Genomic DNA, 14,844 nt, shown 5'->3' on the forward strand with positions numbered 1-14,844 from the left:
AACATGGCAACTCAAAAGCTCAACAAGGAAAGTCAGGCACCAAAATCGTTGGACCACTGTTTTCAAGCTTATCGGGATAATCGATGGTGTAGTGCAGTCCTCGGCTTTCTTTTCTCGCCATCGCACAACGCACCATCAGTTCAGCCACTTGCAACAAGTTTCGCAGTTCCAACAAGTTGTTAGAGACACGGAAGTTGCTGTAGTACTCATTGGTTTCTTGCTTGAGCAATTCAATGCGTCGGAGTGCGCGCTCGAGACGCTTGGTGGAACGCACGATGCCCACGTAATCCCACATAAACAGGCGCAATTCATGCCAGTTATGCTGGATCACCACCTCTTCATCGGAGCAACAAACAAGGCTGTCATCCCAATGGGGGAGGGAAGGTGGCACTTCTGCTTCAGACGCATGTTCGCCAATGTGCATCGCCGCTGCCCACGCGTAAACCACGCATTCGAGCAGTGAATTAGACGCCATGCGGTTTGAGCCGTGTAAGCCAGTGTAGCTGACTTCACCGATGGCATATAAACCACTCAGATCTGTTTGACCATTCCTGTCTACCATCACGCCACCACAGGTATAGTGTGCGGCTGGCACAATAGGAATGGCATCTTTGGTTAAATCAAACCCGAAGGTCAGTAGTTTTTCATGGATGGTCGGGAAGTGCTTGGACACAAACTCAGGATCTTTATGGCTGATGTCGATGTACATGCAGTCTGCACCCAAACGCTTCATCTCGTAGTCGATAGCACGTGCCACTACATCACGAGGGGCAAGTTCCGCGCGCTCGTCAAAATCAAGCATGAAACGGGAACCGTCTGGGCGGCGCAAATAGGCGCCTTCGCCGCGCAGGGCTTCTGTCAGCAAGAAGTTACGTGCGTCTGGGTGAAACAAGCACGTTGGGTGGAATTGGTTGAATTCTAGATTGGCGACACGGCACCCTGAACGCCATGCCATGGCAATACCATCGCCGGAAGACACGTCAGGGTTAGAGGTGTATTGGTAAACTTTGGATGCGCCGCCAGAGGCTAATACCACGAATTTCGCTCGTACTGTTTCTACCGCTTCTCGGTCGCGGTTCCAAACATACGCACCTAACACACGGTTCGCACCAGAAATGCCAATTTTCTTACGCGTGATCAGGTCAAGGGCGTTGTGGCGCTCAAGCACGGTAATGTTTGGGTGTTGGTGAACGTTTTCTTGAAGTGACGTTTGCACCGCCATGCCTGTGGCATCGGCAGCATGCAGAATGCGGCGGTGACTGTGTCCACCTTCTCGCGTTAAGTGGTACTTTGGCGAATCATCGTTGTCGTTCTCTTCGCGGTCGAAGGGTACGCCACCATCAATGAGCCACTGCACACAATCTTTTGCGTTCTCAGCAATGAATGTCACCACGTCTTCGTCACAAATGCCGTCGCCAGCAATTTGAGTGTCTTCAACGTGTGATTCCACGGAATCGCTTTCATCGAAAACGGCAGCAATGCCGCCTTGCGCGTAGTAGGTCGCGCCTTCGTTTCGAGGTCCTTTACTTAACACCATGACTTTTTGCGTTGGCGCGAGGTGAAGCGCCAAAGAAAGTCCTGCTGCGCCGCTGCCTATAACCAGCACGTCACAAATATGTTCTTGGTGATTGCCCATCGATTATGTATTCCTTTCACTCGAACGAATTGGCACCCGCATTTCCTGTGTCCGTCCGAGACAGCGTGATTTATTCTGAGATATCAAGCCAGTTTACACGAAACCGTGTAAACGGAGAATGTTCACATGCTAGAGACATTCGCATGACACAATGCTTTACTGTGGGTATATACCTAGACCACGCAACATTGAAGCGAATGATAGGCACTGAACCCTTCATCTTGAGGTTATTGGGTGTATCGCATGTCATGGTTTGACGGTTACAGAGTAGCCGTTCGATCTGGTAGACTTTGCGAGCTGGATCAGATCACGAGATGATTTCAGCGTCTAGTGGGAACTTTTCATTTTCTGCAAACTCTGACAATGTGCTCATTCATAAATGACTCGCTGTAAATATTATGCAGCAGAGCGCAGTGGCATAAGAGCATAAAGAAATACCAAACACAGACATGATGTCGATGAAGAACTGTAGGTTATGCATTACGCAGTACCTCTAGTGTATTGGTATCAATAATAAGGAGAAGGCGCTCGAATGAGCGAGCAGTTTACTGATCAAGCGCTAATCGAACGCGTACAAAACGGTGATAAACAAGCGTTTAATCTTTTGGTCATCAAATATCAGAATAAGGTGTGCAACCTTATCTCTCGCTATGTAAACAATAGCGGTGATGTGCCAGATGTGGCTCAAGAAGCCTTTATTAAAGCGTATCGTGCCTTGCCGGGTTTTCGCGGAGAAAGTGCCTTTTATACGTGGTTGTATCGCATTGCCGTCAATACAGCGAAGAATTATTTAGTCGCTCAGGGGAGACGTCCGCCAGCCAGTGATATTGATGCAGAAGATGCAGCAAATTACGAAAGTGGTGGGGCGCTAAAAGAAATATCGAACCCTGAGAACCTTATGTTGTCAGAACAATTGAAACAGGTCGTTTTTAGTACAATCGAGGCTTTGCCTGACGACCTGAAAACAGCAATTACATTGCGTGAAATCGATGGCCTAAGCTATGAAGAGATCGCAGAAGTAATGGACTGCCCGGTAGGAACAGTACGTTCGCGTATTTTTCGCGCCAGGGAAGCAGTGGATAAACGTGTTCGTCCGTTGATGAACCACTAGCGAATGACCTGTTTAATAACGGTGAAATAAATGGCTGAAAAAGAAAACCTATCTGCATTGTTTGATGGTGATACGACAGATCGTCGGCTGATTGATGCCCTCGAAAGCGATGTGTCGGCGCAAGAAGCATGGAAGAGCTTCAGCGTCACCCGCGATGTGATGCGTGGCGATGCCCCTCAAAGTCTTAATTGGGATATCGCCGGCAGTGTTGCCGCTGCGTTGGAAAATGAGCCGACATACTCAGGTGAAACAGCAGAAAACGTTGTACCCATGCATGTCTCTCAACCAACACCAGAGGTTGCGCGTAGCGGTATGCCATCTTGGCTTCAGCAAATGACCCAAGTGGGTATGGCCGCTGCGGTTTCGTTGGCAGTGATTGTTGGTGTGCAGCAATACAATGGCGGCTCGGTAACGGATCCTGTATTAGCCGGTGCACAGCCTCCAGTGCTGCAAACTATTCCATTGTCTGGTTCTGCAGAACCTGTCAGCTTGAGTCGTGAACCTTTGCAATCCACGTCTGACGAAGCTCAACTGATGGAACAACGCCGCCGTGTAAACGCGATGTTCCAAGACTACGAACTGCAGCTTCGCTTAAATGCTGATGATATTGCTGATAAAAACGATCTGCTAACCCCGGAAGTGAGCATACAAGATTGATGAAACCCCTCCTGATCGGTGTCGTTGCACTGGTCAGTCTGGTTGCGAATGCCTCGACGGATGAAAGTCCGGCCGAGGCATTGTTGCATCAAATGGGCCAGGCTACCGAGCAACTAAATTACGAACTCTCGTACATCTTGGTTCGAAAGAACAGTATCGAACCGTTGCGCTACCGCCATGCATTGGTGGAAGGCGAATCCTTTGGGCATATTGCCTACCTAAGCGGTCCCCCTCGAGAAGTGATCCGTCGGGGTGACGAAGTCAGCTACTTCGAGCCAGGCGTTGATCCGTTTACGATTAAAAGCGCACAGATGGTTGCGCCTTTGCCTTCTATTTTGCAAACCGACGTGAACCACCTTGCCACCATGTACGACTTTGTCCCGCTAGGGCGTGCTCGTGAAGCGGGTCTTGCGTGTGATGTTGTGCGTGTGTCACCAAAAGACGGTGCGCGCTATTCTTATGTAGTTTGGATAGATCAAGGTTCTCGCTTGCTGGTTCGCGCAGATTTGCTCGACCGCGATGGTGATCCTATCGAGCAATATCGCGCATTGTCATTGGTGGTTTCACCGCAATTGAGCGATGCCATGAGCAAACTTGCTGCATTGGAATTGCCGCCAGTGGTGCAAGTCCCTAAGCAGCAAAAATCGGAATTACGTTGGCAGGTCACCGCACTTCCTAATGGCTTTAAACCGATCTATAGCAATCGTCATCGTTTACTGTTGACGGAGCGACCTGTTGAAAGTCAGATGTTCAGCGATGGGTTGTTTAGCTTTTCTGTGTATTTAGCAGAAGCTGACAAGATGTCGGTACGTGAACAACTTGTTCGTAAAGGCGGGCGCACACTGCACAGCCATGTGTCAGGCAACGCTGAAATTACTGTGGTAGGCGATATTCCGCCTGCAACGGCAAAGAAAGTGGCTGAGTCCGTGCGATTCAATCCACCATCAGATGAAACCGCAACGGATGCGATCGCAACCGAGGCGAAAAGTCCATGATGACAGCATTGGCTGAAGTGACGGGCAGTGGAGACGGTTATCTCACTGTTCGTTGCCAGCAGAAAACCAGCTGTGGCAGTTGCGCGTCAAAAAGCAGCTGTGGCACGGGAGTGGTGAGCAACGCGTTACCAGGTAAAGTGCTCGATATTCGCGTGCCTTCATCTGAGCCCGTGCCTGCCGGAACCTTGGTCGAAATTGGCTTGGAAGAACAAACCGTGCTGAAATCTGCCATGCTGGTGTATGTCTTGCCGCTGATGTTTGCCATTGGCGGGGCGTTCGTCGGGCAATTTTTATCAGACTTATTGGAAAGTGGCGAAGGGATAATCATTTTATCTTCCTTGCTTGCTGGTGGCCTAGGTATGGGCCTAGCACGCCGTTTTTCCCGTAAATTGGAACAAGATACCGGGTCAACACCGTCACTGATTCGGGTTATTGGGGCTTCCGTTGCAGGGGCTGCGGTGATAAATGCCGCAACTGAGGATAGCGACTAGCCATTAATTTCGGTAGAATCCCGCCACTTGATCTATTGATCGTCAAATTTTCACTAACGAGTTAGTCACACCATCTATGAAGCACATTCGTAACTTTTCGATTATTGCCCACATTGACCACGGTAAGTCGACGCTGTCAGACCGTCTTATCCAGGTTTGCGGTGGTCTATCAGACCGTGAAATGGCCGCACAGGTTCTGGATTCTATGGATCTAGAGCGCGAACGTGGTATCACCATCAAAGCACAGAGTGTGACGCTGAATTACACAGCCAATGATGGGGAAACCTATCAGCTGAACTTCATCGACACCCCAGGACACGTTGACTTCTCTTACGAAGTATCACGTTCTCTGGCGGCCTGTGAAGGTGCTTTGCTGGTGGTTGACGCGGGTCAGGGCGTAGAAGCTCAGACACTAGCTAACTGCTACACAGCCATTGAGATGGACCTTGAAGTGGTTCCAGTTCTCAACAAAATTGATTTGCCAGCTGCCGATCCTGATCGTGTTGCTGAAGAAATTGAAGACATTGTCGGTATTGATGCCACTGAAGCTGTTCGCTGTTCTGCGAAAACAGGTTTGGGTGTTGATCTTGTCCTTGAAGATATCGTGAAAAATATCCCTGCGCCAGAAGGTGACCCAAAGGCACCTTTGCAAGCATTGATCATTGATTCATGGTTCGATAACTACTTAGGTGTTGTTTCCCTCGTTCGTATTAAACATGGCGAATTGAAGAAAGGTGACAAGATCAAGGTGATGACGACGGGTCAAGTCTGGGGCGTTGATCGCATCGGTATCTTCACACCAAAACAAAAAGATACTCAAGGGCTGCGCACTGGTGAAGTGGGCTGGGTTGTATGTGGTATCAAAGACATTCTTGGCGCACCGGTTGGTGATACGCTGACTCACGCGAAAAACGGTGCAGAAGCTGCGCTTCCTGGCTTTAAAAAAGTGAAGCCACAGGTGTATGCGGGTTTGTTCCCTATCTCTTCGGATGATTACGAGAACTTCCGTGATGCGCTAGGTAAGCTTAGCCTGAATGATGCATCACTATTCTACGAACCAGAAAGCTCTGCTGCTCTAGGTTTCGGTTTCCGTTGTGGTTTCCTTGGCATGTTGCACATGGAGATCATTCAAGAGCGTCTTGAGCGTGAATACGATTTGGAGCTGATTACAACAGCACCAACCGTAGTGTACGAAGTGAAGAAAACAAATGGCGATATCTTATATGTCGATAGCCCAGCGAAATTGCCTGCGGTAAACGACATTGAGATCATGGGTGAGCCGATTGCTCGCTGCCATATTCTAGTGCCTTCTGAATACCTTGGTAATGTGATCACATTGTGTGTCGAAAAACGCGGCATGCAAGTGGACATGGTTTACCACGGTAAACAAGTTGCATTGACGTACGACATTCCAATGGCTGAAGTGGTTTTGGACTTCTTTGACCGTCTGAAATCAACGTCACGTGGCTACGCGTCACTGGATTACAACTTCCAACGCTACGAAGCATCAAACATGGTGCGTGTTGACGTGCTATTGAACGGCGATAACGTCGATGCGTTGGCGATCATTACGCACAAAGATCACGCTCAGAATCGTGGTCGTGATCTGGTTGAGAAGATGAAAGAATTCATCCCTCGTCAGCAGTTTGATATCGCGATCCAAGCAGCGATCGGCACACACATCATTGCACGTTCAACCGTGAAACAATTGCGTAAGAACGTGATTGCAAAATGTTACGGTGGTGATATTAGCCGTAAGAAAAAACTACTGCAGAAGCAGAAAGACGGTAAGAAACGCATGAAGCAGATCGGTAACGTCGAGCTGCCACAAGAAGCGTTCCTCGCAATTCTGCATGTAGGCAAAGACAAATAATAAAAAAGGATTAAGGGTTAAGGGAACACTATGGCAAATACTTTCTCACTGATTCTGGTGCTGGTCACCCTATTGACTGGGATTATCTGGGCACTGGATAAATTCAGATGGGCACCACGTCGCGCCGAACAAGCGGCAGAAACGCTCAATCTGGCAAGTGGTGAGATAAGTGAAGAACAGATCGCACAAGTTGCCCCTCAGCCTAGCTGGGTGGAAACCGCCGCTTCTGTGTTCCCTGTTATCGGCCTTGTATTGGTATTGCGCTCGTTTATTTACGAGCCTTTCCAAATTCCTTCAGGCTCTATGATGCCTACTTTGCTGGTGGGTGACTTCATCTTGGTTGAGAAGTTTGCTTACGGCTTGAAAGATCCGGTGTTCCGTCATCAGCTTGTTGAGACGGGACAACCAGAACGTGGTGATGTTGTGGTATTTAAATACCCACCGCAACCGAGCATTGATTTCATTAAACGTGTAGTCGGTATGCCGGGCGACATCGTGCGTTACAGCGAAGACAAGCGCCTTTGTGTTCAACAAAAAGGTGAGTCTACGTGTGAATTGGTCGCTGTGGACGATGTCCACGAAAGCCCGTTTACGCAGCGCGGTGTGTCGCTTATTCAAGCGCAAGAACAGCTTGGCCAAGAACCACACCAAATTTTGGTTAACCCTTACATGCCGAATCAGGCGGGTCAGTACTACCCAACCCCAGGACAGGGTGAGTGGGTTGTACCTGAAGGGCAATACTTTGTGATGGGTGATAACCGTGACAACAGTAAAGACAGCCGATTCTGGGGCTTTGTCCCAGAAGCCAATTTGGTGGGTAAAGCAGTAGGTATCTGGACCAGTTTTGAATTTGATGAGCAAGGCGATAGCTTCTTGCCATCATGGGTACCTGTCGGCGTGCGCTTCGAGCGTATCGGCGGCATTGATTAACTTGGAACAACATGACAACACCAACAAATAAATTACAGCGTCGTATTGCGTATGAATTTCGCGATATGGCGCTTCTTAGTCTTGCCCTTACTCACCGCAGTGCTAGTGGTCAACACAACGAGCGTTTAGAGTTTCTGGGTGATTCTATTTTGAGTTTCGTTGTTGCTGACGATCTCTACCATCGTTTCCCGAACGTTGATGAAGGTGACATGAGCCGCATGCGTGCGACCTTGGTTCGTGGTAATACTCTGGCTGAGCTAGGCCGTGAGTTCGAACTGGGTGATGTATTGCAATTGGGGCCGGGTGAGTTGAAAAGTGGCGGTTTCCGTCGCGACTCTATCCTTGCTGATGCTGTAGAAGCAATTATCGGCGCAATCTACCTCGACAGCGATTTGGAAACGGTCCGTGGGATTGTTTTGGGTTGGTATAAAGAACGCTTGGACACCATCATGCCCGGCGCGAACCAAAAAGACCCGAAAACACGGTTGCAAGAATTCTTGCAAGGACGTCGTAAGCCATTGCCTGCCTATAATGTAACGAAGGTACAAGGCGAGGCGCACAACCAGCAATTTACGGTTGAATGTGAAGTGGCAGGTCTGGAACGACCTGTAGTAGGTAAAGGCAGTAGTCGTCGCAAGGCTGAGCAAGCGGCTGCAGAACTAGCATTAGAAAAGCTGGACTCATGACAGACACGCACGAAATTCACCACTGTGGCTTTATCGCCATCGTTGGCCGCCCTAACGTGGGTAAATCGACACTTCTGAACCGTTTAGTGGGTCAGAAATTGTCTATTACTTCTCGTAAACCGCAAACCACGCGTCACCGCATCATGGGTGTCGATACGCGCGAAGGTTTCCAAGCGGTATACGTGGATACGCCTGGGCTTCACATTGAAGAAAAACGCACCATCAACCGATTGATGAACCGCGCAGCATCAAGCTCATTGACCGATGTTGAACTGGTACTCTTCCTTGTTGACGGTACACACTGGACTGACGATGACGAAATGGTGCTGAACAAGCTCAAGAAGTCTGAATTACCCGTTGTTTTGCTGATCAACAAAGTCGACAACGTAAAAGAAAAAGCGGACTTGTTCCCACACCTTCAAGCATTAAGCGAGAAGATGGACTTCGTTGATGTTGTGCCTGTTTCTGCGAAGAGCGGTAAAAACATCGATGTGGTTGAGAAACTGGTGCGTGCGCATTTGCCTGAAGGCGATTGGTACTTCCCAGAAGATTACGTGACAGACCGTTCACAGCGCTTTATGGCGTCTGAAATCATCCGTGAAAAGCTGATGCGTTTTACGGGCGATGAACTGCCGTATGCCGTCACCGTTGAGATTGAGCGCTTTGACTACAACCCAGACACTGATGGCTTTGAAATCAATGGCCTGATCTTGGTTGAGCGTAATGGTCAAAAGCGCATGGTGATCGGCAAAGGTGGCGACAAAATCAAAACCATCGGTCGCGAAGCCCGCCTAGACATGGAAGATTTGTTTGAACGCAAAGTCTACCTAGAGCTATGGGTGAAAGTGAAATCAGGTTGGGCAGACGACGAACGTGCACTGCGCAGCCTTGGCTACATCGACGATCTTTGATCGCCGAACATTCAGAATAAGAAAGGTGGGATATGGAAGGCTTGCAGCGTTGCTTTGTCTTGCACTCTCGCCCTTATAGCGAAACCAGCCTTATTCTGGATGTCTTTAGCGAAAATCACGGGCGCGTTAGCCTTATGGCAAAAGGCGCTCGTGGTAAACGCTCTCCCCTAAAAGGCGCACTTCAGCCTTTTACCCCGCTTTTAATGAAATGGTCTGGTCGCGGTGAGATGCATACGATGCGTCACGCTGAAGCTATGGGCCTTGCTATTCCTCTTTCTGGTAACGCTCTCTTTTCTGGTTTCTACCTCAATGAAATTCTCAGTCGCGTGGTTGAGCCTGAAACGGCGTATCACCAATTGTTCTTCGACTACGTTTCTGCATTAACAGAGCTCGCACAATTCGAAAACCCTGAACCTGCACTACGCCGATTTGAGTTAGCCTTGTTGGAATCGTTGGGCTATGGCGTCGATTTTCTGCATTGTGCCGGCAGCGGTGAACCCGTTGGGGAAGGAATGACATATATATTCCGAGAGCAAATGGGATTTGTTGCCTCGCTCATGAAGAGCCACAACCTTGCATTTCAAGGCAGTGACTTAATTGCGCTCTCAAGTCGCCAATTCTCGACCACTGAACAGTTAAAAGCCGCCAAGCGCTTTACACGGCTGGCCCTCAAGCCTTATCTTGGCTCAAAGCCTCTCAAGAGCAGAGAGCTATTTTTGTTACGAACAAGGAAATCTACGCAATGAATACCATTTATCTGGGCGTTAATATTGACCACGTGGCAACCGTTCGAAATGCACGCGGCACCAAGTACCCTGATCCTGTCCATGCCGCTGAAATTGCAGAGCGTGCAGGTGCCGATGGTATTACAGTTCACCTCCGTGAAGACCGTCGCCACATTAAAGATCGCGATGTTTACTTGCTGAGAGATACCCTGCAAACACGCATGAACCTTGAAATGGCAGTGACAGATGAGATGGTCGCTATCGCGTTGGATGTGAAACCTGCTTATGTTTGCTTGGTGCCAGAGAAGCGTGAAGAGCTGACCACTGAAGGTGGACTGGATGTGGTGGGGCAACTTGAAAAAGTGAAAGCGGCTACTCAAACACTGACGGAAGCAGGCATTAAAGTGTCACTGTTTATCGATGCTGATCGCGAGCAGATTGATGCTGCAAAAGCCTGTGGTGCACCTTACATCGAGCTTCATACGGGTCACTACGCCGATGCTGAATCTGATGAAGACATGCAGGCTGAGCTGAAAAAAATTGCAGCCGCCGCGAGCTACGCAGCTGATCAAGGCATCAAGGTAAATGCGGGTCATGGCCTGACATACCACAACGTGACGCCAATTGCGGCTATCCCTGAAATCTACGAGTTGAACATCGGTCACTCGATTGTGGGCCGTGCCGTGTTTGATGGCCTGTCAAAAGCCGTGGCCGACATGAAAGTGATCATGCAGGACGCGCGTCGCTAATGTCGGTTGTGGGTCTAGGGACAGACATTGTTGAAATCGCGCGATTTGATGACATCATCGCGCGGAATCAAGATGCCTTTGCCAAGCGTGTGCTCACGAACTCTGAGCTCGAAAAATATGGCGCGACCAAGTTTCCAGCCCGCTACCTTGCGAAGCGTTTTGCGGTAAAGGAAGCAGCCTCCAAAGCCTTAGGCACAGGCATTGCCTGTGGCGTAACGTTTCACGACTTTGAAGTCTCTAACGATACCTTGGGTAAACCTGTTGTGGTCTTCTCAGGTGTTGCTAAGCAGATGGCTGACGAGCGCGGCGTGACCAATATTTTGCTCACCATTGCTGATGAAAAACGCTATGCCGTGGCGACGGTGCTATTAGAGCGTTGATGAGTCTACGCACAAACATAAAAATGCCCGCACATTGCGGGCATTTTTGTCTCTGGCTCTTTTTAAACGTAAAGAGACCGAGTGCGTTTACGCTTGGAAACGCTTAAAGATCAGGGAGGTGTTCACACCACCAAACGCAAAGTTATTGCTCATGATGTAATCGCAATCAATATGACGGTTTTCACCTCGGATGTAATCAAGGTCGCCACAGGCTGGATCGATGTTTTCAAGATTTAGTGTCGGGCTAAAACGGCCTTCATTCATCATTTCGATAGCAAGCCAGGCTTCAATCGCACCGCATGCGCCGAGCGTATGGCCAAAGTAGCTTTTCATCGAACTGATTGGCATTTGGTTGCCAAAGACGTTTGACGTTGCTTGAGATTCAGCAATGTCGCCTTTTTCTGTTGCTGTGCCATGCGCTGAAACATACCCAATTTGAGAGGGCGTTAAGCCTGCGTTTTGCAGTGCCATTTCCATACAAATTTGCATGGTTTCCATTTTAGGCTGTGTCACGTGGGCAGCATCGCAGTTGCTGGCAAAACCGACCAATTCAGCCAAAATCGTCGCGCCACGAGCAACCGCATGCTCGTAATCTTCCAGCACCAAAGTACCTGCACCTTCGCCGATCACAAGGCCATCACGGTCTTTGTCGTAAGGGCGCGGTGACGTTTCAGGCGCATCGTTTCTCAAGCTTGTCGCAAAAAGGGTATCAAACACGGCAGATTCGGTTGGGCAAAGCTCTTCAGCGCCGCCTGCAACCATGGCCGTTTGATACCCATGTTTAATGGCTTCGAACGCATAGCCAATGGCTTGGCTGCCTGACGTACATGCACTGCTGGTTGGAATAACGCGGCCTTTAAGGCCAAAGAACAGACCCACGTTAACCGCCGTGGTGTGTGGCATCATTTGTACATAAGTGGTCGCGGTAATGGCTTTGGTGGTTTTATCATTCAACATGACACCAAAGGCACCGATAGCGGGCGTGCTGCCCGTAGAAGAGCCATACGCGATACCCGTGCGGCCATCGGTGAGCGTGTCATTGCCAATCAAACCACTTTGCAGTAATGCATTTTCTGTCGCCACGGTGGAGAGTTTAGAGACTCTGCCCATGCCGCGAAGTTGCTTGCGGTTGTAATGAGAAGGCACGATAAAATCGTCGATCGGTGCAGCGAGTTTGGTGTTTAGTCCGTCATATTGTTCGTAATCTGGCATGTAACGTACGGCATTTTTAAGCTCATCAAGCTTCGCGCTAACGTCTTTCCAGTTATTACCAAACGCAGTGACACCGGACATACCAGTGACAACAACTCTGCGGTTCATATGAGGCCTCCATTGACTGAAATAACTTGTCGAGTGACATAACCTGCGATGTCTGACATCAGATAGCTAACAAGGCCTGCGACTTCTTCAGGTTCGCCCATGCGACGCAAAGGAACTTGTGGCAGCGCATGTTCTTTTACATGCTCGTCAATCATGCCTGTATCGATCAAACCGGGTGCGACGCAGTTAACCGTGACTTTTCGCTTGGCCAACTCCAATGCCAGTGCTTTTGTTGCACCGATAATACCTGCTTTCGCCGCGCTGTAATTGGTTTGACCGCGGTTGCCCATCATACCGGAAACAGACGCCATGGTAACAATGCGCCCGCCTCTGCGGCGTTGAAGCATCGGCATGATGCATGGGTGAAGCACGTTGTAGAAACTGTCTAGGTTGGTATGAACCACGCCATCCCATTCTTCCGCTGTCATCGCTGGGAAGGCGGTATCTGCGGTAACGCCAGCGTTGTTCACAACGCCGTAGTAGCCACCGTGTTCTGCAATATCGGCTTCTAAAGTTTCACTGCATTGTTCACGGTTGCTGATGTCAAAACTGATGAGGCGACCTTGTCCATTTTCAGCTTGAATAGCAGCGAGTGTGTCTTCTGCGCCTGCTTTATCTCGGCCATAGTGCACCACCACAGAAAACCCATCTTTCGCGAGTTGCAGCGCAATCGCTTTACCGATGCCTTTGCTGGCACCCGTTACCAGTACATCTCTGTTCATTGGGTATCCCTGTTCATCATCTGTTCGAGTTTTTCTTTTGGCGGTACAAATGCGTTGAGCTGTGCGGTGGCAATCTCAACGCCGTCATGTTCTATTCGGCAAGCAAAAACGGCCATGCCGTTGCTTTCCATCATGTGATCAGCATGAATATCTAGCACCTGCCCAGCAGGAAATACGCTGGTGTCAGTGTTGTAGCGACGACTGCCGAGCAAGAAGCCAACAGGCGGTTCGCCGCCTTCATTCCAAGCGTGATACCCCGACCACGCAGCAATGGTTTGGGCCATCAACTCAATGCCGACCCAACCAGGGATCGCTTTTATCTCTTGATCAAAAAAGAGGTTGCTCTCTTTTGAGGTAACGCGGCAGTGAATGTGTTTTTCACCCACATCGATCATGTCGTCGATCAAGATCATGGGTGCTTCGTGAGGAAGCAAGTCATTCACGTGAGGTACTGTTTTCATACGTGTCCAAAAATCAGGCTGATATTGTTACCGCCAAACGCAAAGGAGTTGCTCAAAATGGCCGGTTTTTCCAGTGTATCGCCGAGCTGTGCCAATCGAATCGGCGCAACATCCGTTGCATGCGCTTGTTGATGCTTTGATACGGGTAGCGGCAGTGAATGCTTCAATACATGCCAACAAATGCTGGCTTCAATGGCACTGGCTGCGCCTAACGTGTGTCCCGTCAGCGGCTTTGTCGAACTCACAGGTACGTGTTCACCAAAGGTGCGTAAAATGGCTTTAGATTCCATCGCATCGTTCAATGGCGTAGACGTACCGTGCGCATTCACATAACCAATGTCATTCGCGGTGAGATGCGCATCCTCCAGCGCGTTTCTCATTGCTCGTTCAGCACCATCCCCTTCGGGGTGGGGCGCTGAAATATGGTGCGCATCAGAACTGTCTCCCGCGCCGAGTAATGCAATGTGAGGAAAGTCAGAAGGCTGCTCAAGCGAGAGAAGCATAAAGGCCGCTGCCTCACCAATATTGATTCCGTTTCGGTTCTCTCCGAATGGGTTGCAAAGCTCTGGAGAGATTGAATCCAACCCATGGAACCCATTCACTGTTAACGCACACAAGCTATCAGCACCGCCAACGATCACCGCATCGGCAAGCCCCGCTTTTAACAAACGTTTCGCGGTGAGAAAAACGCGGCCGCTGGATGAACACGCAGTCGATACCGTATAGCGTAATCCAGTGAGCCCAAAATAATCACTGACGAAGTCTGATAGGTTACCGAGTTCTTGCTGGTGGTAATGGTAAGTTTTTGGGAATTCACCCTGATCAATGTGATGTTTTAACGCGCGTTCGCCATCTGAAATCCCCGAGGTGCTTGAACCTAAAATCACCGCGATGCGATCAGGACTGAACCGTGTTTTGGCATTGTTCACGGCATCAGACAGTTGCAACAACGCAGAAAGTGCCAATTGGTTATTACGCGTTTGCTGATGCGAAGGTACGCCTTCTAATGAAGGGAGCTCTCCCATTGCACGGCCTACGGTTGCCAGGGTGTCATCGTTCAATCGAAAGCGGTCGCTAGACATACCTGGGCTAATGCCACTTTTTAAGCTGGAATGAATCTCATCAAGAGTGCTGCCAAGTGCGGAATGCGCACCGCAGGCATGTATGTAAACGGGAGTCATGAAGTTTACCGCCTTG

At 49.5% G+C, this 14,844-nt stretch carries 15 protein-coding genes and 1 pseudogene; 11 read left to right on the forward strand and 5 right to left on the reverse strand.

From position 1 onward, the window contains the following. Positions 1–19: 19 nt before the first annotated feature. Positions 20–1,636 (reverse strand): L-aspartate oxidase, encoded by a 1,617-nt coding sequence (gene nadB, locus BCT27_RS13285; protein ID WP_017011796.1) that lies wholly within the window; start codon positions 1,634–1,636, stop codon positions 20–22. 532 nt (positions 1,637–2,168) lie between these two features. Here nadB and rpoE point away from each other — a divergent pair. The 11 genes and pseudogenes from rpoE to acpS all read left to right on the forward strand — a co-directional run bounded on the left by rpoE (position 2,169) and on the right by acpS (position 11,144). Then, positions 2,169–2,747, forward strand: coding sequence for an RNA polymerase sigma factor RpoE (rpoE, locus tag BCT27_RS13290; protein WP_017011797.1), 579 nt, complete (start codon positions 2,169–2,171; stop codon positions 2,745–2,747). Positions 2,748–2,777: 30 nt separating this feature from the next. Beyond that, positions 2,778–3,404 carry an RseA family anti-sigma factor gene (locus BCT27_RS13295; protein WP_102318184.1) on the forward strand — a complete coding sequence of 209 codons (627 nt, stop codon included), beginning with the start codon at positions 2,778–2,780 and terminating at the stop codon, positions 3,402–3,404. Then, positions 3,404–4,399, forward strand: a complete 996-nt coding sequence (gene rseB / locus BCT27_RS13300; protein ID WP_102396006.1) for a sigma-E factor regulatory protein RseB — start codon at positions 3,404–3,406, stop codon at positions 4,397–4,399. The genes BCT27_RS13295 and rseB overlap by 1 nt, the downstream gene beginning before the upstream one ends. Continuing rightward, a complete protein-coding gene (locus tag BCT27_RS13305; protein WP_102318182.1) occupies positions 4,396–4,890 on the forward strand; it encodes a SoxR reducing system RseC family protein in 495 nt (164 codons plus the stop codon). Before rseB ends, BCT27_RS13305 begins: the two co-directional genes overlap by 4 nt. A 76-nt stretch (positions 4,891–4,966) precedes the next feature. After that, positions 4,967–6,763 (forward strand): translation elongation factor 4, encoded by a 1,797-nt coding sequence (gene lepA / locus BCT27_RS13310; protein ID WP_017011801.1) that lies wholly within the window; start codon positions 4,967–4,969, stop codon positions 6,761–6,763. A gap of 30 nt (positions 6,764–6,793) precedes the next feature. Continuing rightward, complete coding sequence (gene lepB / locus BCT27_RS13315; protein ID WP_102318181.1) at positions 6,794–7,693, forward strand: signal peptidase I; 900 nt, start codon at positions 6,794–6,796, stop codon at positions 7,691–7,693. Positions 7,694–7,704: 11 nt separating this feature from the next. After that, a complete protein-coding gene (gene rnc, locus BCT27_RS13320) occupies positions 7,705–8,379 on the forward strand; it encodes a ribonuclease III (RefSeq protein ID WP_017014403.1) in 675 nt (224 codons plus the stop codon). Positions 8,380–8,390: 11 nt separating this feature from the next. Next, positions 8,391–9,290, forward strand: a pseudogene (gene era / locus BCT27_RS13325) (GTPase Era); the annotation flags it as partial. Positions 9,291–9,322: 32 nt separating this feature from the next. Then, complete coding sequence (recO, locus tag BCT27_RS13330; protein WP_017011805.1) at positions 9,323–10,036, forward strand: DNA repair protein RecO; 714 nt, start codon at positions 9,323–9,325, stop codon at positions 10,034–10,036. Then, the gene (pdxJ, locus tag BCT27_RS13335; RefSeq protein WP_017011806.1) at positions 10,033–10,764 is read left to right on the forward strand and encodes a pyridoxine 5'-phosphate synthase; all 732 of its coding nucleotides are present in this window, start codon (positions 10,033–10,035) and stop codon (positions 10,762–10,764) included. The genes recO and pdxJ overlap by 4 nt, the downstream gene beginning before the upstream one ends. Continuing rightward, positions 10,764–11,144 carry a holo-ACP synthase gene (acpS, locus tag BCT27_RS13340; RefSeq protein WP_102318179.1) on the forward strand — a complete coding sequence of 127 codons (381 nt, stop codon included), beginning with the start codon at positions 10,764–10,766 and terminating at the stop codon, positions 11,142–11,144. The genes pdxJ and acpS overlap by 1 nt, the downstream gene beginning before the upstream one ends. Positions 11,145–11,231: 87 nt before the next feature. Here acpS and BCT27_RS13345 read toward each other — a convergent pair whose 3' ends face one another. From BCT27_RS13345 to BCT27_RS13360, 4 genes are read right to left on the reverse strand one after another with little or no spacing between them, the layout of a single operon-like run. Continuing rightward, a complete protein-coding gene (locus BCT27_RS13345) occupies positions 11,232–12,464 on the reverse strand; it encodes a beta-ketoacyl-ACP synthase (protein ID WP_102318178.1) in 1,233 nt (410 codons plus the stop codon). Next, on the reverse strand, positions 12,461–13,186 hold the full coding sequence (locus tag BCT27_RS13350) for a 3-ketoacyl-ACP reductase FabG2 (RefSeq protein ID WP_102396007.1): 726 nt from the start codon (positions 13,184–13,186) through the stop codon (positions 12,461–12,463). Before BCT27_RS13350 ends, BCT27_RS13345 begins: the two co-directional genes overlap by 4 nt. Continuing rightward, positions 13,183–13,647: a hotdog family protein gene (locus tag BCT27_RS13355; protein WP_102318176.1), complete on the reverse strand. Its 465-nt coding sequence runs from the start codon at positions 13,645–13,647 to the stop codon at positions 13,183–13,185. The genes BCT27_RS13350 and BCT27_RS13355 overlap by 4 nt, the downstream gene beginning before the upstream one ends. Next, positions 13,644–14,828, reverse strand: coding sequence for a beta-ketoacyl-[acyl-carrier-protein] synthase family protein (locus tag BCT27_RS13360; RefSeq protein WP_102396008.1), 1,185 nt, complete (start codon positions 14,826–14,828; stop codon positions 13,644–13,646). The genes BCT27_RS13355 and BCT27_RS13360 overlap by 4 nt, the downstream gene beginning before the upstream one ends. Positions 14,829–14,844: the final 16 nt, after the last annotated feature.

This window comes from Enterovibrio norvegicus, from assembly GCF_002876705.1.
In the GTDB taxonomy this organism is placed as follows: Bacteria; Pseudomonadota; Gammaproteobacteria; order Enterobacterales; family Vibrionaceae; genus Enterovibrio; species Enterovibrio norvegicus_B.